Annotated in this window: 16 protein-coding genes; 8 read left to right on the plus strand and 8 right to left on the minus strand. The window is 64.5% G+C overall.

Annotation, left to right across the window (positions count from 1 at the left end):
* Nucleotides 1-44 precede the first annotated feature (44 nt).
* The 7 genes from GEV39_RS22810 (at nt 45) to yccS (ending at nt 11,507) form a co-directional block, all read left to right on the plus strand.
* Nucleotides 45-1,847: an acyl-CoA dehydrogenase gene (locus tag GEV39_RS22810; RefSeq protein ID WP_173891310.1), complete on the plus strand. Its 1,803-nt coding sequence runs from the start codon at nt 45-47 to the stop codon at nt 1,845-1,847.
* Nucleotides 1,848-1,878: 31 nt separating this feature from the next.
* On the plus strand, nt 1,879-3,321 hold the full coding sequence (locus GEV39_RS22815; RefSeq protein WP_173891311.1) for a TldD/PmbA family protein: 1,443 nt from the start codon (nt 1,879-1,881) through the stop codon (nt 3,319-3,321).
* On the plus strand, nt 3,321-4,640 hold the full coding sequence (locus GEV39_RS22820) for a TldD/PmbA family protein (RefSeq protein WP_173891312.1): 1,320 nt from the start codon (nt 3,321-3,323) through the stop codon (nt 4,638-4,640). The genes GEV39_RS22815 and GEV39_RS22820 overlap by 1 nt, the downstream gene beginning before the upstream one ends.
* Nucleotides 4,641-4,749: 109 nt before the next feature.
* The gene (mdtD, locus tag GEV39_RS22825) at nt 4,750-6,177 is read left to right on the plus strand and encodes a multidrug transporter subunit MdtD (protein ID WP_173891313.1); all 1,428 of its coding nucleotides are present in this window, start codon (nt 4,750-4,752) and stop codon (nt 6,175-6,177) included.
* Between the two features lie 112 nt (nt 6,178-6,289).
* Nucleotides 6,290-7,627: an ATP-dependent RNA helicase DbpA gene (dbpA, locus tag GEV39_RS22830; protein ID WP_232108669.1), complete on the plus strand. Its 1,338-nt coding sequence runs from the start codon at nt 6,290-6,292 to the stop codon at nt 7,625-7,627.
* 303 nt (nt 7,628-7,930) lie between these two features.
* Nucleotides 7,931-9,112, plus strand: coding sequence for a BaiN/RdsA family NAD(P)/FAD-dependent oxidoreductase (locus tag GEV39_RS22835; protein WP_064314815.1), 1,182 nt, complete (start codon nt 7,931-7,933; stop codon nt 9,110-9,112).
* Nucleotides 9,113-9,323: 211 nt separating this feature from the next.
* Complete coding sequence (yccS, locus tag GEV39_RS22840) at nt 9,324-11,507, plus strand: YccS family putative transporter (RefSeq protein ID WP_173891314.1); 2,184 nt, start codon at nt 9,324-9,326, stop codon at nt 11,505-11,507.
* 48 nt (nt 11,508-11,555) lie between these two features.
* On the opposite strand, the gene GEV39_RS22845 is transcribed toward yccS, so the two are convergent.
* The 4 genes from GEV39_RS22845 to GEV39_RS22860 form a co-directional block, all read right to left on the minus strand.
* Entirely contained in the window at nt 11,556-12,293 is a 738-nt protein-coding gene (locus GEV39_RS22845) for a substrate-binding periplasmic protein (RefSeq protein ID WP_173891315.1), read from the minus strand.
* Between the two features lie 104 nt (nt 12,294-12,397).
* On the minus strand, nt 12,398-12,694 hold the full coding sequence (locus GEV39_RS22850; RefSeq protein WP_173891316.1) for a winged helix-turn-helix domain-containing protein: 297 nt from the start codon (nt 12,692-12,694) through the stop codon (nt 12,398-12,400).
* Between the two features lie 12 nt (nt 12,695-12,706).
* On the minus strand, nt 12,707-13,207 hold the full coding sequence (locus GEV39_RS22855; RefSeq protein ID WP_173891317.1) for a M48 metallopeptidase family protein: 501 nt from the start codon (nt 13,205-13,207) through the stop codon (nt 12,707-12,709).
* Nucleotides 13,208-13,246: 39 nt separating this feature from the next.
* On the minus strand, nt 13,247-15,367 hold the full coding sequence (locus tag GEV39_RS22860) for a putative bifunctional diguanylate cyclase/phosphodiesterase (RefSeq protein WP_173891318.1): 2,121 nt from the start codon (nt 15,365-15,367) through the stop codon (nt 13,247-13,249).
* A gap of 100 nt (nt 15,368-15,467) precedes the next feature.
* Between GEV39_RS22860 and GEV39_RS22865 the strand changes: the two genes are divergently transcribed.
* A complete protein-coding gene (locus GEV39_RS22865; protein ID WP_173891319.1) occupies nt 15,468-15,614 on the plus strand; it encodes a hypothetical protein in 147 nt (48 codons plus the stop codon).
* Here the strand turns inward: GEV39_RS22865 and fba are convergent.
* The 4 genes from fba to GEV39_RS22885 all read right to left on the minus strand — a co-directional run bounded on the left by fba (nt 15,607) and on the right by GEV39_RS22885 (nt 18,594).
* Nucleotides 15,607-16,671: a class II fructose-bisphosphate aldolase gene (gene fba / locus GEV39_RS22870; protein ID WP_009681373.1), complete on the minus strand. Its 1,065-nt coding sequence runs from the start codon at nt 16,669-16,671 to the stop codon at nt 15,607-15,609. The two genes, GEV39_RS22865 and fba, sit on opposite strands and share 8 nt — an antisense overlap.
* Nucleotides 16,672-16,771: 100 nt before the next feature.
* Complete coding sequence (locus GEV39_RS22875) at nt 16,772-17,101, minus strand: MliC family protein (protein ID WP_173891320.1); 330 nt, start codon at nt 17,099-17,101, stop codon at nt 16,772-16,774.
* Between the two features lie 78 nt (nt 17,102-17,179).
* On the minus strand, nt 17,180-17,431 hold the full coding sequence (locus GEV39_RS22880) for a hypothetical protein (protein WP_029886252.1): 252 nt from the start codon (nt 17,429-17,431) through the stop codon (nt 17,180-17,182).
* Nucleotides 17,431-18,594 carry a phosphoglycerate kinase gene (locus tag GEV39_RS22885; RefSeq protein ID WP_173891321.1) on the minus strand — a complete coding sequence of 388 codons (1,164 nt, stop codon included), beginning with the start codon at nt 18,592-18,594 and terminating at the stop codon, nt 17,431-17,433. Before GEV39_RS22885 ends, GEV39_RS22880 begins: the two co-directional genes overlap by 1 nt.
* Between the last annotated feature and the right edge of the window lie 10 nt (nt 18,595-18,604).

Here is an 18,604-nt window from a genome sequence, read left to right on the forward strand (position 1 = left end):
GGCCAATCCTAGACTCGCCTAAAGCCCGCTCAAGGACCGCCCCCATGCCCGAGACCCTGCTCAGCCCCCGCAACCTCGCCTTCGAGCTCTACGAAGTCCTCGACGCCGAAGCCCTCACCCAGCGCCCCCGCTTCGCCGAGCACAGCCGCGAAACCTTCGACGCCGCGCTGACCACCGCGCGCACCATCGCCGAGAAGTTCTTCGCCCCGCACAACCGCAAAGCCGATGAAAACGAGCCGCGCTACGTCGACGGCCGCGCCGAGCTGATCCCCGAGGTGAAACCCGCCGTCGATGCCTTTCTCGAAGCGGGCTTCCTCAACGCCAACCGCGACTTCGACGTCGGCGGCATGCAGTTGCCCAGCCTGGTCTCACAGGCCTGCTTCGCCCACTTCCAGGCCGCCAACGCCGGTACCACGGCCTACCCGTTTCTGACAATGGGCGCGGCCAACCTGATCGAAAGCTTCGGCACGCAAGAGCAGAAGCGCCTGTTCCTGCAGCCGATGATCGACGGGCGCTTCTTCGGCACCATGGCCCTGACCGAACCCCACGCCGGCTCGTCGCTGGCCGACATCCGCACCCGCGCTGAACCTGCCGGCGACGGCAGCTATCGGCTCAAGGGCAACAAAATCTTCATCTCCGGCGGCGACCACGAGCTGTCGGAAAACATCGTGCACATGGTTTTGGCCAAGCTGCCGGACGCCCCGCCTGGGGTGAAAGGTATCTCGCTGTTCATCGTGCCCAAGTACCACGTCAACCCCGACGGCGGCTGCGGTCCGCGCAACGATGTGCTGCTGGCCGGGCTGTTCCACAAGATGGGCTGGCGCGGCACCACCTCCACGGCGCTCAACTTCGGTGACAACGGCCAGTGCGTCGGCTATCTGGTCGGCCAGCCGCATCAAGGCCTGGCCTGCATGTTCCAGATGATGAACGAAGCGCGTATCGGCGTCGGCATGGGTGCGGTGATGCTGGGTTATGCCGGTTACCTGTATTCGCTGGAATACGCCCGCCAGCGCCCGCAGGGCCGGCTGCCGGACAACAAGGACCCGCACAGCAGCGCCGTGCCGATCATTCAGCACACTGATGTGAAACGCATGCTGCTGGCGCAGAAAGCCTACGTAGAAGGCGCCTTCGACCTGGGCCTGTATGCCGCGCGCCTGTTCGACGACACCCATACCGCCAGCGATGAAAGCGCCCGCAAGCAGGCGCAGGAACTGCTCGATCTGCTGACCCCGATCGTAAAGTCCTGGCCCTCGGCGTTCTGCCTCAAGGCCAACGAACTGGCGATCCAGATTCTCGGCGGCCACGGCTATACCCGCGAATACCCGGTGGAGCAGTACTACCGCGACAACCGCCTGAACCCGATCCACGAAGGCACCGAGGGCATCCAGTCGCTCGACTTGCTCGGCCGCAAGCTGGCGCAGAACAATGGCGCCGGCCTCAAGCAACTGCTTCGCCGAATCGCCGCCACCGGTGAGCGCGCCAGCCATCACCCCAACCTCGACCCGCTGCGCCAGCCACTGGAGCAACTGGTCAACCGCCTGCAAGGGGTCACCCTGACCCTGCTCGCTGACCTGGCCCAGGGTAAAGTCGCCGGCGCCCTGGCCAACTCGGCCTTGTACCTGAAAGCATTCGGCCACTGTGTAATCGGCTGGCGGTGGCTGGAACAGGCAGTCCACGCCGAACTCGGGCTGCTCAAGGCCGACGCTGGCGAGCGCGACTTTTACCTCGGCAAGCTGCAGGCCGCCCGTTATTTCCTGACCTGGGAAGTACCAGGCTGCCATAATGAGCTGGCATTGCTCGAGGCGCGCGACAACACTTGCCTCGCGATGCAGGACGAGTGGTTCTAGGGGGAGCCACCGTGTACACGGAGGCTTGCACATGTTCGATTCCAGCGCCCTGCTGCGCCAGCGCTTTGCCGCGCTGCGCAGCAAGGCCGAGTTGTTTTCCCTGCGCCATGTGAAACAGTCGCACCAGGCGCTTTCGGTTCGCCGCAATGTGGCCGAGCCACCCTCGTTCAGCCAGGACGAGGGCGCGATGCTTACCGTACGGGTCAATGGCGTGGAGGCCTATGCGGCCACCGCCGATCTGTCGCCGGCCGGCCTGCAGCGCGCCCTGGAGCAGGCCGAAGCCCTGGCCCGGCAGATCGCCCGGCATAGCCTGCTGGACCTGCGCGGGCAACCGGTGACCAGCGCCCGCCACGACCACATCTCGCCCAACCTCGACCAGCCCATGCCCAGCCTGGCCGACTGCCTTGGCCTGCTCGCCGCGGAATCAGCCAGCGTACCCAAGGACAGCCGCCTGGTGGACTGGCAGGCCAGTCTCGGCCTGAGCCTGGTCGAGCAGACCTACCTGAACTCAGCCGGCGCCGAGCTGCGCCATGCCCAGCGCTTTCTGTTCCCGGGGCTGGGGGTAACTGCCAGCAACGGCCAGGACAGCCAGAGCCGCAGCCTGGGCCGCGACAATTTCGGCCAGCAAGGCGGTTACGAGATCGTTGAGCGTTGTGGCCTGGTGGGTGCCGCCAGCCAGGTCGCCGACGAGGCCCTGCAGTTGCTGCTGGCCCCTAATACGCCCAGTGGCCCGCGCGACCTGCTGTTGATGCCCGACCAGATGATGCTGCAGATTCACGAATCGATCGGCCACCCGCTGGAGATGGACCGCATCCTCGGCGACGAGCGTAACTACGCGGGCACCAGCTTCGTCAAAGCCAGTGACTTCGGCTACCTGCAGTACGGTTCCAGCCTGCTGAATGTGACCTTCGACCCGACCATCGGCGAAGAGCTGGCCAGCTACAGCTTCGATGATGACGGCACTCCGGCCAGCAAGCAGTTCCTTATCCGCGACGGCCTGCTGCTGCGCCCACTGGGTGGCGCTTTGTCGCAGTTCCGTTCCGGCCTGGACGGTGTGGCCAACAGCCGCGCCTGTGGCTGGAACCGTGCGCCGATCGACCGCATGGCCAACCTCAACATCGAGCCGGGCGAGCACTCCCTCGAACAACTGATCGCAGGCATCGAGCACGGCATCCTGATGCGGACCAACCGGTCCTGGTCCATCGACGACGCGCGCAACAAGTTCCAGTTCGGCTGCGAATGGGGCCAACTGATCGAGAACGGCGAGCTCAAGGGCATCGTCAAGAACCCCAACTACCGGGGCATCTCCGCACAGTTCTGGCGCAACCTGGCAGCGGTCGGCGACCGCAGCACCTTCCAGGTACTGGGCACGCCCAACTGCGGCAAGGGCGAACCCAACCAGGTGGTGCGCGTGGGCCACGCCTCGCCGGCCTGCGTGTTCCGCCAGATCGACGTATTCGGAGGGGACGCCTGATGAAACACGCCTTTGAAACCCTGGCCGGTGAGGTGCGCGCCGCCCTGGAAAGTGGCGAGCAGTTCACCCTTGGCTACAGCGCCGAGCGGTCCCAGTTCGTGCGCTTCAACCACGCCAAGGTGCGCCAGGCCGGGCATGTCAGCCAGGTCAGTGCGGAGCTGCGGCTGATCCGCGACGGCCGCCAGGCCGAACAGCAGGTGACCTTGAGCGGCGATGCGCAACTGGACCGCCAACGCTTGGCGGATGCCCTGGCGCAACTGCGCCAGACCCTGCCACTGCTGGCCGTCGACCCTTACCTGCACCTGGATGAAAGGGCCTGGCACAGCCACAGCCAGCAACAGCAGCCGCTACCTGAATTAAGCGATGTGCTGGCGTTGCTCGACCGCGAAGCGGGTGACCTGGACTTGGTCGGCATTTACGCCGCGGGCCCGGTCTGCCGGGGCTTCGCCAGCTCGTTCGGCGCCTTCGGCTGGCATCAGGCCAACAGCTTCAACTTCGACTGGAGCCTGTTCCACGAAAACGGCCAGGCGGTGAAGGCCAACTACGCCGGCCAGGTGTGGAACTCCGACGACTTCACCGCGCGCCTGCGCCAGGCGCGGGAGCAGTTGGGCTTCCTCGGGCGCCCGGCAGTCACCCTCGAACCCGGCAGCTACCGTGCCTACCTGGCCCCGGCGGCGATGGACGAAATCGCCGGCATGCTGTGCTGGGGCGGTTTTTCCGCCCAGGCGCTGGCCACCGGCAATAGCGCCTTGCAGCGCCTGTACAACGGCGATGCACGGCTGAGCCCGCTGGTGAGTTTCACCGAGCAGGTCAGCGGCTCGCTGAGCCCGGCGTTTTCCGACGAAGGCTCACCGCGCCTGGATGTGCCGCTGATCCAGCAAGGCCGGGCGGCGCAACGGCTGATCAGCGCGCGCAGCGCCGCCGAATTCAAGCTGCTGGCCAACGGCGCCGACAGTTACGAGTCGCCCTGCGCACTCAGCCTGGCACCGGGTGGCCTGCCCATGGACGAGGTCTTGCAGCGGCTGGGCACTGGGCTGTACATCAGCAACCTGTGGTACCTCAACTACTCGGACCTGCCAGCAGCGCGCATGACCGGGCTGACCCGTTTCGCCACCTTCTGGGTGGAGAACGGGCAGATCCAGGGGCCGGTGAGCACAATGCGCTTCGATGACAGCCTGTTCAGTTTGCTCGGTAGCCAACTGGAGGACCTGACCCAGGAGCGCGAGATGATCCTGTCGACCAGCACCTATGGGCAGCGCAGCACCGGGTCGAGTCATTTGCCGGGTGCGCTGGTCAAAGGCCTGGCCCTGACATTGTGATTGGACTTGCCGGTCCTTTCGCGGCTAAAGCCGCTCCTACAACGAACGCGTAGCCCTTGTAGGAGCGGCTTTAGCCGCGAAGAGGCCGGCACTGACAAACGAGGAAGTCATGCCCGAACGCACCCCGCTAGACCCCGCCACCGCCCGCTGGATCCCCTGGGTGGTCGCCATCGCCTTCTTCATGCAGTCCCTGGACGGCACCATCCTCAACACCGCGCTGCCGGCCATGGCCCGCTCGCTGGCCGAAGACCCGCTGCGCATGCAGGGCGTAATCATTGCCTACATGCTCACGGTGGCCCTGCTGATACCCGCCTCGGGCTGGATCGCCGACCGCTTCGGCACCAAGCGCATCTTCTTCAGCGCCATCCTGCTATTCAGCTTCGGCTCGTTATTGTGCGCCGCCGCCAACAACCTCGGCTTCCTGATCTTCGCCCGGGTGGTGCAGGGCCTGGGCGGCGCCCTGATGCTGCCGGTAGGGCGCCTGGTGGTGTTGCGCGCCTACCCGCGCAGCGAGCTGGTACGCATCATGAGCTTTATCACCATCCCCGGCCTGCTGGGGCCGTTGCTGGGGCCTACGGTGGGCGGCTGGCTGGTGGAAATCCTCAGCTGGCACTGGATTTTCCTGCTCAACCTGCCTGTCGGCCTGCTGGGCTGCTACGCCGTCTGGAAGTTCATCCCCGACCTGCGCGGCGCTGAACGCACCCGCTTCGATACCCCTGGCTTCCTGCTGTTCGGCGCCGCGATGGTGCTGATCACCATTGCCATGGAGGGGCTCGGCGAACTGCACCTGCCACACCTGCGGGTGATGTTGCTGCTGTTTGCCGGCATGGCGTGCCTGGCCGCCTACTGGCTGCGCGCCGGGCGCGACCCCGAGCCGTTGTTCTCCCCCAGCCTGTTCCGCGTGCGCACCTTCGCCATCGGTATCCTGGGCAACCTGTTCGCGCGCCTGGGCAGCGGCGCCCTGCCGTTCCTGGTGCCATTGCTGCTGCAAGTCGCACTGGGCTATTCGCCGGCCCAGGCCGGCATGAGCATGATCCCACTGGCGGCGGCGGCAATGGTGGCCAAATCCATCGCCAGGCCGCTGATCGAACGCTTCGGCTACCGCATCATCCTGACCAGCAATACCTTGCTGCTGGGCCTGCTGCTGGCCAGCCTTGGGCTGGTTGACGAGCAGACGTCCTATGCCGTGCTGCTGATCCAGCTGGGGCTGCTGGGCGCGGTCAACTCGATGCAGTTCACGGCAATGAACACAGTAACCCTGATCGACCTCGACGATGCCAGCGCCAGCAGCGGCAACAGCCTGCTGTCGGTGGTCGCGCAGCTGGCGCTGAGCCTGGGCGTGGCCTGCGCCGGCGCCCTGCTGGGCGGCTTCACCGCCGCTGGCAGTGCCGAAGGCGTGGACACCACGCTGGGCGCCTTCCAGCTGACCTTCGTCACCATCGGCGTGATGGCCATGCTGGCGGCGGCGATCTTCCTGCAGCTGGCACCGACGGACGGAAGGCGTGCCCGTCGTCCGGAACACCACGTGGAGTCTTAGGGCGAATGGCCACGAGGCTGGTAGACTATGCGGCATTTTTAGCTTCGCACCGCAGGCCCGCCTCGTGACCACCGAATCCACCGCCTTTGCCACCTTGCCGCTGTCCACTGCCATGCTGGCCAACCTGGACGCCCTCGGCTATGCCGCGATGACACCGATCCAGGCCCAGAGCCTGCCGGTCATCCTCAAGGGCCAGGACCTGATTGCTCAGGCCAAGACCGGCAGCGGCAAGACCGCCGCCTTCGGCATCGGCCTGCTGAACCCGATCAACCCGCGTTACTTCGGCTGCCAGGCCTTGGTGCTGTGCCCGACCCGCGAACTGGCCGACCAGGTCGCCAAGGAACTGCGCCGCCTGGCCCGCGCCGAGGACAACATCAAGATCCTGACCCTGTGCGGTGGTGTTTCGCTGGGCCCGCAGATCGCCTCGCTGGAACACGGTGCGCACATCATCGTCGGTACGCCTGGGCGCATCCAGCAGCACCTGGACAAAGGCACCCTGGTACTCGATGGCCTGAACACCCTGGTGCTCGACGAAGCCGACCGCATGCTCGACATGGGCTTTTTCGATGCCATTGCCAGCATCATCGGCAAAACCCCATCGCGCCGCCAGACCCTGCTGTTCTCGGCCACCTACCCGGCCGGCATCAAGCAACTGGCCGCCGACTTCATGCGTAACCCGCAGCAAGTGAAAGTCGAGAGCCTGCACACCGACAACCAGATCGAGCAGCGCTTCATCGAGATCGACCCAGAGCAGCGTCTGGAGGCGGTGACCCGCGTGCTGGGCCACTATCGCCCGCAGTCATGCGTGGCGTTCTGCTTCACCAAGCAGCAGTGCGAAGACGTGGTTGCCCACCTGACCGCCAAGGGTATCGTCGCCCAGGCGCTGCACGGCGACCTGGAGCAGCGCGACCGCGACCAGGTTCTGACCATGTTCGCCAACCGCAGCAGCTCGGTGCTGGTGGCCACCGACGTGGCCGCGCGCGGCCTGGACATCGATGGCCTGGACATGGTCATCAACGTCGAGCTGGCACGCGATGCGGAAATCCACGTGCACCGCGTGGGCCGTACTGGCCGCGCTGGCGAGAAGGGCCTGGCGGTGAGCCTGGTTGCCCCGGCAGAAGGCCACCGCGCCCAGGCCATCGAGCAACTGCAGAAAAGCCCGCTGCGCTGGGACCAGCTCGACAGCCTGAAGAACAAGGGCGGCGAGCCGCTGCTGCCGGTGATGAGCACCCTGTGCATCGCCGCCGGGCGCAAGGACAAGCTGCGCCCTGGCGATATCCTGGGCGCGCTGACCGGTGATGCCGGTATCCCAGGCAAGCAGGTGGGCAAGATTGCGATCTTTGACTTCCAGGCGTTTGTGGCGGTGGAGCGAGCGCTTGCCAAGCAGGCCATGCAGCGCTTGAACAGCGGCAAGATCAAGGGCCGGTCCCTGAAAGTCCGCATCGTCTGACATTTTTGGGGCTGCTTTGCAGCCCATCGCAGGCAAGCCAGCTCCCACAGGATCACCACAGGCCTTCAGGCTTGTGCGGTACCTGTGGGAGCAGGCCATGCAGCGCTTGAACAGCGGCAAGATCAAGGGCCGGTCCCTGAAAGTCCGCATCGTCTGACATTTTTGGGGCTGCTTTGCAGCCCATCGCAGGCACGCCAGCTCTCACAGGATCACCACAGGCCTTCAGGCTTGTGCAGTACCTGTGGGAGCTGGCTTGCCTGCGATGGGCCGCACAGCGGCCCCGGCTATCCATGAGGTAACACCGTGCACTCCACCGACGTGATCATCCTCGGCGCCGGCGCCGCCGGCCTGATGTGCGCCCAGCTCAGCGCCCGCCGCGGCCGCCGGGTACTGTTGCTCGACCACGCCAACAAGCCAGGCAAGAAGATCCTCATGTCTGGCGGCGGGCGCTGCAACTTCACCAATATGTACACCGAACCGGCCAACTTCCTCTCGCACAACGCCCATTTCTGCAAATCGGCGCTGGCCCGCTACACGCAATGGGACTTCATCGAGCTGGTGTGCAAGCATGGCGTGGCGTACCACGAGAAGAAGCTCGGCCAGTTGTTCTGCGACAACAAGGCCAGCGACATCCTCGACATGCTGCTGGCCGAATGCGACGAGGCCGGTGCCGAAATCCGCATGCACACCAGCATCGAACAGATCGAAAAAACCGAAAGCGGCTACCTGTTGCAGACCAGCGGCGGGCAGTTCGCCTGCCAGTCACTGGTGATCGCCACCGGTGGCCTGTCGATCCCGACCCTGGGCGCCACCGGGTTCGGCTACCAGGTCGCGCGCCAGTTTGGCCACACCCTGCTGCCGACCCGCGCCGGGCTGGTGCCGTTCACCATCACCGAGCCACAACTCAAGGCATTGTGCAGCGAGCTGTCCGGCACTTCGCTTGATTGCACGGCCACCTGCAACGGCACCAGCTTCCGCGAAAACCTGCTGTTCACCCACCGTGGCCTGAGTGGCCCGGCAATCTTGCAGATCTCGTCGTTCTGGGAAGCCGGTGACACTGTCGAGATCAACCTGTTGCCCGACCGCGATGCACTCACCTGGCTGCAGCAGATGCAAACCGAGCGCGCCAATGCCGAACTGAAGACCGTGCTGGGCGAAGTGTTCACCCGCAAGCTGGCCAACCTGCTGGCCGAGCAGTGGTTCGAGTCCAGGCCCATGAAGCAGTACACCCCGGCAGAACTGGCGCACATTGCCGAGAAGCTGGCCAACTGGCAGGTGGTGCCTGCGGGCACCGAGGGCTACCGCACCGCCGAAGTGACCCTGGGCGGCGTGGATACCCGCGAAGTGTCGTCCAAGACCATGGAGTCGCTGAAAAGCCCCGGGCTGTACTTTATTGGGGAAGTGCTGGATGTCACCGGCCACCTGGGTGGCTTCAACTTCCAGTGGGCCTGGGCATCGGCCAACGCCGCAGCGCAGTTCGTGTAGAGTAGAATCCATTCAGCAGCACGGAACGCTTCTTGCTGGCCCGTGCCCAGCGCCGGAATCTGGGCCGCTTCGCGCCCCTTCGCGGGCATGCCCGCTCCCACGGGGTTTTGTGCAGTACCTGTGGGAGCGGGCGCGCCCGCGAAGGGCCGCAAAGCGGCCCCAGTAACCGGTTCTGAAAGGTATTCCTCTGATCACTGCCTAGCAGGCCAACATGTCATCGAGCTCGTTCCGTCAGTCACTGCGTCGCCTGTGGGGCCAAGACAAGTTCAGCTATAGCATCCGGGTCACCATCGCCCTCACCGGCAGCCTGGCCCTGTGCTGGTACCAGAACGAGATGGCCCTGCTGATCCCGCTGTTCCTCGGCATCATCGCCAGCGCCCTGGCCGAAACCGACGACAGCTGGCAGGGCCGCCTCAGCGCCCTGGCCGTCACCCTGGTGTGTTTCGCCATTGCTGCGCTGGCGGTCGAACTGCTGTTCCCCTACCCCTGGTTCTTCGCCATCGCCCTGGCCCTGGCAGCGTTCAGCCTGACCATGCTCGGCGCACTGGGCGAGCGCTACGGGGCCATTGCCTCGGCGACCCTGATCACTGCGGTGTACACCATGATCGGCGTAGACCAGCGTGGCGGCCAGGTCACGGATTTCTGGCACGAGCCCATGCTGCTGGTGGCGGGCGCGGCCTGGTACGGGTTGTTATCGGTACTGTGGCAGGCGCTGTTCTCCAACCAGCCGGTCCAGCAGAGCCTGGCCAAGCTGTTCTTCGAGCTGGGCAGCTACCTCAAACTCAAGGCAAGTCTGTTCGAGCCGGTGCGCACCCTCGACGTCGAGGCCACACGCCTGGCCCTGGCCCAGCAAAATGGCAAGGTGGTGGCGGCCCTGAACGCGGCCAAGGAAATCATCCTGCACCGGGTCGGCAACAGTCAGCCAAACTCCAAGGTCAGCCGCTACCTGAAGCTGTATTTCCTGGCCCAGGACATCCACGAGCGGGTCAGTGCATCGCATTACCCCTACAACGCCCTGACCGAAACGTTCTTCCACAGTGATGTGATGTTCCGCTGCCAGCGCCTGCTGCGCAAACAGGGCTCGTCCTGCCAGGAGCTGGCCCGTTCGATCCGCCTGCGCCAGCCTTTCGTGCTGGCCAGCGGTTATCCCGAGGCCCTCGAAGACCTCAACGCTGCGCTGGAGCACCTGCGCCTGCAAAACAACCCGGCCTGGCGCGGCCTGTTGCGCTCGCTGCGGGCCCTGGCCGCCAACCTGGCCACGCTCGACCGCCTGCTCAGTGCCGCGAGCAACCCCGACAGCCTGGCCGACGCCAGCGACAGCAGCCTGCTCGACCGCTCGCCACGTTCGCTCAAAGATGTGTGGACACGCCTCCGTACCCAGCTGACCCCCACGTCGCTGCTGTTCCGGCATGCCTTGCGCCTGCCCTTGGCGCTGTCGATCGGCTACGGCATGGTTCACCTGATCCACCCCACCCAGGGCTACTGGATCATCCTCACCACCCTGTTCGTCTGCCAGCCCAACTACGGTGCGACCCGGCGCAAGCTGGTGCAGCGCATTTTCGGCACGGCCATTGGCCTGACCGTCGGCTGGGCCTTGTTCGACCTGTTCCCCAACCCGCTCATCCAGTCGCTGTTCGCCGTGGTTGCCGGGGTGGTGTTCTTCGTCAACCGCACTACCCGCTACACCTTGGCCACGGCCGCGATCACGCTGATGGTACTGTTCTGCTTCAACCAGATCGGCGACGGCTACGGCCTGTTCCTGCCGCGCCTGTTCGATACCTTGGTGGGCAGCCTGATTGCCATCCTTGCGGTGTTCCTGTTCCTGCCTGACTGGCAGGGGCGGCGCCTGAACAAAGCGCTGGCCAATACCCTGGCCTGTGCCAGCGTGTACTTGCGCCAGATCATGCAGCAGTATGCTCACGGCAAGCGCGACGACCTGGCCTACCGCCTGGCCCGGCGCAATGCCCACAACGCCGACGCAGCGCTATCCACCACCTTGGCCAACATGCTGATGGAGCCGGGGCATTTCCGTAAGGAGGCCGATGTCGGCTTCCGTTTCCTGGTGCTGTCGCACACCCTGCTCAGCTACCTCTCGGGGCTGGGCGCGCACCGCGATACGGCATTGCCGGCCCAGGCCCAGGAACAGTTGATAGAAGGTGCCGGGCAAAGCCTGGCCAGCAGCCTGGACGAAATCGCCCACGGCCTGGCAGCACGGCTGCCCGTGGCCATTCATAGCGATGCCGAAGAAGCGCTGGCCAATGCTCTGGAGCAGATGCCGGATGAGCTGGATGAACATCAACGGCTGGTGCAGACACAGCTGGCGCTGATCTGCCGGCAGTTGGGACCATTGCGGACCTTGGCAGCGCACTTGATCAAGGAAGGTAACCCAGGCTGAGGTCTACCCCGGCCTGTACGCATGACGAAGCCGGTAGCGCGTCCAGGCTCAGAAGCCGTGCTGGCGCAGCAGCCGGGCATAGCTGCCATCGGCCTTCATCGCCGCAATCGCTTGCTCGAACCGCTCGACAATCCGCTCACGCTCCGGGTGCTTCAGGCTGACCAGGATATGCAGGGTGTTCTCCGCCAGCGGCGGCTCCACCAGCACCACCCCATCACGCACCTGCTGTGGTTCACGCTGCAGGTTGTAGCGGGCCACGTAGTCGTCTTCCACCGCCAGGTCTACTCGCCCTGCTGCGACCATGCGCAGTGCCGAGGAAAAGGTGCGCACCGCCACTTTGTGCAGGCGCGTATCGCCGTCGAACCCAGGGGAATAGGCGTAATCACGTACGACAGCGATGGTGTAGGGGTAAAGGTCCGACTGCTGCCGGTAACGTATCGCCTGGCCTTTTCGCTGCAGCAAGCGGATGCGGTTGGTCAGGTATGGCGTGGAGAACTGCCCGATGGTGACGCGCGCCTCGTTGTACCAGGCATCGATCAACACGTCGTAGCGCCCTTGCGCAACCCCCAGCAGCGCCCGCGCCCAGGGCGCCTCCTCATAGCTGCTTTCGTAGCCGGCACGGGCCAGCGCCGTGGTCACGATGCTGGTCGCCAGGCCACCACCCGGCAGGTCGACATCGGTGAAGGGGGGCCATTTGTCCGCCACCAGGCGCAGCTTGCCCTGACCCAGGGCGGGTGTTGCCAGCAAGATTGCCAGTACTCCCAGCACACAAAGCAGTGGCCGCATGCTTACGTCCTTTTGCCATGGAGGGCACACACTGCGGGTGAGATTACACAAACGCACTGCCGGGGGCAGCGGCCAATAGTGTCATTTTGCCTCTATTTTTGGCCTCAAGGGTAACCCAGCACGTCGCGGAGCTGCCGCAGGTGCTGGCTGATCCACTGCTTGTCGACCGCGCCCCAGTCACGAATACGGTAATGCCCGGCGTGGTTGCGGGCCCCTTCCTGTTGCTCGAACTCGCAAACGATGTCCAGGTCGGCCAGCGCGGCGATGGTGTCCTGCGCGGTGCGCCGCGGCATACCGGTGGCTTCCACCAGGGCGGGCACACTGGTCGCGGTACGGCTGTCGATCAGCCAGGCGACGTACAGGCGCCGGTAGAAGCTGCTTTTGGTCTTGCTCACGTCCATGCTGCATGTTCCTCAGAGGTTGCCCGACAGTTCCCGGTAGGTCAGGTAGACGCGCAGGTCGAATTCCAGTTGGTGATAATCGGGTTCCATGTGCTGGCAGAGCTGGTAGAACGCCTTGTTATGGTCGCGCTCGCGCAAGTGCGCCAGCTCATGCACCACGATCATGCGCAAGAACTGCGGTGAAGCCTCCTTGAACAGCGAGGCGATGCGGATTTCCTTCTTGGCCTTGAGCTTGCCGCCCTGCACCCGCGACACCGCGGTATTGAGGCCCAGCGCGCGGTGGGTCAGGTCGAGCCGGCTATCGAACAACACCTTGTCCAGGCCCGGCGCACTGCGCAGGTACTGCTGGCGCAGGTCCTGGGCGTAGCCGTACAGCGCTTTGTCGCTTTGCACGTCATGGCGCCCGGGGTAGCGGCGCTGCAGGTACTCGCCCAGGCGGTCGCTGTCGATCATTTTGCGCACCTGCTCTTGCAGGTGCGGCGGGTAGGCTTGCAGGTAACGTAATACGGTCATGGCAGTGCATTCGGCGTAACGAATGCCGATTCTAGCCAATCATGGCGCTGGCCAGGAGAAAATCACCGGGAAGCGGGTAGCGTCCGAGGCGGTCATGGGGTGGGCCACCAGGAACCCTTGCACATACTCGCAAGCATTGGCCTTGAGCCAGGCTGCCTGGGCCGGGGTTTCCACACCTTCGGCAATGACCGTGATGCCGTAGTCGGCGCACAAGCTGATGACACTGCGCACCAAGGCGGTATCCACTGCCGTATCAGGCAAGCGTGCCACCAGGTGGCGATCCAGCTTCAGGGTATCGATCGGCAGGTCCCGCAGCATGCGCAGTGAACAGTCGCCAGCGCCAAAGTCATCCAGTGCCACCCGCACCCCTAGCTCGCGCAGGCGATGGATCTGTTTCACCGCCGCATCGATGTTGTACATCAGCGAGGTCTCTGCGACCTCAACCTCCAGTTGCGCAGGGTCCAATTGGTATAACTGAATCACCCGCTGCAGTTCTTCGACCAGGCCGGGCATGACGAACTGCGCGCGGCTCAGGCTGATGCCCAGCACCAGGTCTGCGGGAAAGTGCTGGTACCAGGCATGGCGTTGGGCCGCGCCCTGCCGGTAGATCCAGCTGGCCAGTCGGTTGATCAGGCGCGCCTCCTCGAGCAGAGGAATGAACAGGCCTGGCGGCACATCGCCAACGCTTGGGTGCTGCCAGCGCAACAAGGCCTCGAAACCCCGCAGGTGGCCATCGATGAAGCTGACTTGCGGCTGGTACACCAGGGTGAAGTCCTGTTGCTCGATGGCAGTGCGCACGCTGTCTTCGAGCATCAGCCGCGAACGCGCCCGCCCGTTGAGCTCCTGGTCGTAAAAACGGTACTGCTGGCGGCCGGCCTGCTTGGCGGCATACATCGCCGCATCGGCCGCGCGCAGCAGGCCTTCGACATTGGCACCGCATTCCGGATAGGTGGCAATGCCGATGCTCACCCCAAGGCACACATCCAGGCCGTCCACTTCATGGCGGATGGACACCCGCTCCAGCAGCCGCTCGGCATAACGCCCAGCCTGCTCCGGGTAAGGCAGGCTGTCGAACAGCGCGGTGAATTCATCGCCGCCCATGCGCGCCAGCAAAGCCTCGCTGCCCAGGCAGTCCTTGAGTTGCTCGGCGACCCAGCGCAGCACCCGGTCACCGGCGTCATGGCCAAGGGTGTCGTTGATGCGCTTGAAGCCGTCCAGGTCCATGTACATCAGCGCCTGGGCCTTGTCCGAGCGCTCGTTGCGCAACAGCGCGCCCTCGGCCGCCTGGTAGAAGCCGCGGCGGTTCAGCAGGCCGGTCAGGGGGTCGGTAACGGCCTGGTACTCCAGCTGCTGGTGCAGGTTGCGCACTGCCGACATATCCAGCACGGTCACCACCATGGCCTGCTGGTCGGCTGGCAACGGCGCGCACGACAATGCGACGGGAACAAGCTCGCCGGCCAGGGTGCGCAGTTGCGCGTCGTGCACGCGGTAGATTTCTTGCCCTAGGTACGCCCGGTAGAAAGCCGACTCAAGCCATGGGCAGGCATTGGGAAGCTGCACCAGGTCGAGCAGTTGGGCGCCCTGAATGTGCGGCACGGGGGCCGCCAGCAAGCGGGAAATGGCCGGGTTGGCAAAGCTGATCACGCCTTGTGCGTCCACCACCAGAATGCCTTCGGCAGCGTTCTCCAGAATCGACCCGTTGAACGCCCTGGCGGCCTCCAGCTCCCGGGTCAGCCGCTGCAGCATGCGCCGGTTGCGCTGCTGGTCGAGCAAGGCCTGGACTTTGGGCTTGAGAACCTTGGGGTCGAACGGTTTGAACATGTAGTCCACGGCGCCGCTGGCGTAGCCTTTGAGCACGGCCGCTTCGGACTGTTCGTTGGCGGTCAGGAAAATGATCGGTGTGAGCCGCGTACGTTGGCTGCCACGCATCAGCCGGGCGACCTCGAAGCCGTCCATCTCCGGCATTTGCACGTCCAGCAGTACCAGGTCGACATCATGCTCCAGCAAGGCACTAAGGGCTTCGGTCCCCGAGCTTGCCGTCAACACTTGCCAATCTTGCCGGGCCAGCAAAGCCCGCATGCTGATGAGGTTTTCGGGGTAATCGTCTACCACCAGAAGAACCGAACTGCCATCCAGTGGCTGAGGGTGAGCGCCATCCATGCTGCTTCTCTTGTATGACCAACTACGACTTGCTATTGGATCCGAAGCTTAACTCTAGTCGTGGCTGCGAAAGACGCAATGCAAGGCATGGCAATAAGCCATGGACGAAGAAATTAGTCGACTAACGGTAGCTGTGCGAAAGGACCGTGAACGTGCCGCCAGGCCGCGCCAGGGCCTGAATGCCAAGCAAATAAAAAACCCGCATTTCTGCGGGTTTTTTGCAACGCTCAACGGTTCGATCAGTTGACCTTGGCCGCCAACTCGCCTTTGGCATAGCGCTGGAACATGCCTTCCAGGGAGATCGGCTTGATCTTCGAGGCATTGCCTGCAGTGCCAAACGCTTCGTAACGGGCGATGCACACATCACGCATGGCCTTCACGGTTTCAGCGAAGAACTTGCGAGGGTCGAACTCGCTCGGGTGCATGGCCATGTGGCGGCGCATGGCACCGGTGGAGGCCAGGCGCAGGTCGGTGTCGATGTTGACCTTGCGCACGCCGTACTTGATACCTTCGACGATTTCTTCAACCGGTACGCCGTAGGTTTCCTTGATCTCGCCACCGTACTGGTTGATGATCGCCAACCACTCCTGCGGTACCGACGAGGAGCCGTGCATCACCAAGTGGGTATTGGGGATGCGCTTGTGGATTTCCTTGATACGCTCGATGGCCAGGATGTCACCGGTTGGCGGCTTGGTGAACTTGTAGGCACCGTGGCTGGTACCAATGGCGATGGCCAATGCATCGACCTGGGTCTTCTTGACGAAGTCAGCGGCTTCTTCCGGGTCGGTCAGCATCTGGCTGTGGTCCAGCACACCTTCGGCACCGATACCGTCCTCTTCACCGGCCATGCCGGTTTCCAGCGAGCCCAGGCAGCCCAGCTCACCTTCTACCGAAACGCCACAGGCGTGCGCCATGGCCACGGTCTGCTGGGTGACACGCACGTTGTATTCGTAGTCGGTCGGGGTCTTGCCGTCTTCGCCCAGCGAGCCGTCCATCATGACCGAGCTGAAGCCCAGCTGGATCGAGCGCTGGCAGACATCAGGGCTGGTGCCGTGGTCCTGGTGCATGCACACCGGAATGTGCGGGAATTCTTCGATGGCAGCCAGGATCAGGTGGCGCAGGAACGGGGCGCCGGCGTATTTGCGGGCACCGGCCGAGGCCTGCACGATCACCGGGGAGTCGGTCTTGTCGGCCGCTTCCATGATGGCGCGCATCTGCTCGAGGTTGTTGACGTTGAAAGCTGGTACGCCGTAACCGAACTCGGCGGCGTGGTCCAGCATCTGGCGCATGCTAATGAGTGCCATTGTGTATCTCTCTCCCGACAAGCGTCGTATGTTTCGTGCAAGCCTGCCGCAGGGGCGGTTGCTGTTCAAGTAGTGTGGGCCGCCATTGCGGCCCGGCCAGTCACGGTGCCTTGCAGCCCCGCCCAATCAGATCGTTGGTTGCCACCCAGTACACCAGGCCTTCTTCGCCCTTGGTGTGGAAGGCCAGCATGCCATCGCTGTACAGCGCGCCCGAGGCACCTGGTTCGGCCTTGAGCCGGTAAACCTGGTCACCACCGCCCAGGCGCACGTCGACCTGGTCACGCTGCGCATCGGCGAAGCGCCACAGCACCTCGGCCTGGGTGTCGCAGACCCAGCGGGTCCAGTTGTCTGCCGGGGCGGGTCGCGCCGGCTGCAACAGTGAGCAGCCTGCCAGTGTCGCCAGGACCGTCACGGCCAAAAGCGCTTTCATTCAGTTTCCTCGATTTGGGGCTGCACAGCGGCCCCTTTCCAAGACCACAAATCAGCCTTCAGGTTGCCTGTTACCCGATCAAGGGCAACCCGGCGCCTTGCGCTGGTGGTCTTCGTCGTACTTTTCCAGGCCTTCCGGGCCCACACGCTTGCTGATCACCGGCACGGTCTCGGCCTGCCACTCGGACTGGTAGCAGCCGCCCTTGGGCGGCTGCGCCGGGTCGTCAGGCGAAGCCGGGCTGCCTGAGCACGCGCTCAGCAGACCCGCCAGCACCATCACAGGCAATTGCTTGACCATCAGGCCGCTCCCTTTGCCAGGCGCCGAAGTCATCAGGCCTTGGCCCGCTCTTCCAGAATTGCCACGGCTGGCAGGACCTTGCCCTCGACGAACTCGAGGAACGCGCCGCCACCGGTAGAAATGTAGGAGATTTCCTTGCTAACGCCATATTTGTCGATGGCCGCCAGGGTGTCACCGCCACCGGCGATGGAGAACGCGGCGCTGTCGGCGATGGCCTTGGCCAGCACCTGGGTACCCTTGCCGAACTGGTCGAATTCGAACACGCCGACCGGGCCGTTCCACAGGATGGTCTTCGACGACTTCAGCAGCTCGGCGAACTGGGCTGCGGTTTGCGGGCCGATGTCCAGGATCATGTCGTCGGCGGCAACATCGGCGATGGCCTTGACGGTGGCTTCGGCATCTTCGGCGAACGCCTTGGCGACCACCACGTCAACCGGCAGCGGCACACTGACCTTGGCAGCGATGGCCTTGGCCGTGTCGACCAGGTCCGGCTCGTACAGCGACTTGCCGACAGGGTGGCCGGCAGCGGCCAGGAAGGTATTGGCAATGCCACCACCGACGATCAGTTGGTCGCAGACCGCGCTCAGGCTGTTCAGCACGTCCAGCTTGGTGGAAACCTTGGAGCCGGCGACGATGGCCGCCATTGGCTTGGCCGGCGCTTTCAGGGCTTTGCCCAGGGCATCCAGCTCGGCAGCCAGCAGGGGGCCTGCAGCTGCAACCTTGGCGAACTTGGCCACACCGTGGGTCGAGCCCTCGGCGCGGTGCGCGGTGCCGAACGCGTCCATGACAAACACGTCGCACAGCGCAGCGTACTGCTGGGCCAGCTCGTCGGCGTTCTTTTTCTCGCCCTTGTTGAAGCGCACGTTCTCGAACAGCACCAGCTCACCGGCCTGCACCGCCACGCCGCCCAGGTAGTCGGCAACCAGCGGCACCTCGCGGCCCAGGGCCTTGCTCAGGTACTCGGCAACCGGCTTGAGGCTGTTTTCGGCAGAGAACTCCCCTTCGGTCGGGCGGCCCAGGTGCGAGCAGACCATTACCGCCGCGCCCTTCTCCAGAGCCAGCTTGATGGTCGGCAGCGCTGCCAGGATGCGCGCGTCGCTGGTTACCACACCGTCCTTCACAGGCACGTTGAGGTCTTCGCGGATCAATACGCGCTTACCTTGCAGGTCGAGGTCGGTCATCTTCAACACGGTCATGAATGCAGTC

It is taken from the genome of Pseudomonas sp. NY5710, from assembly GCF_013305665.1.
GTDB classification, from domain to species: domain Bacteria; phylum Pseudomonadota; class Gammaproteobacteria; order Pseudomonadales; family Pseudomonadaceae; genus Aquipseudomonas; species Aquipseudomonas juntendi.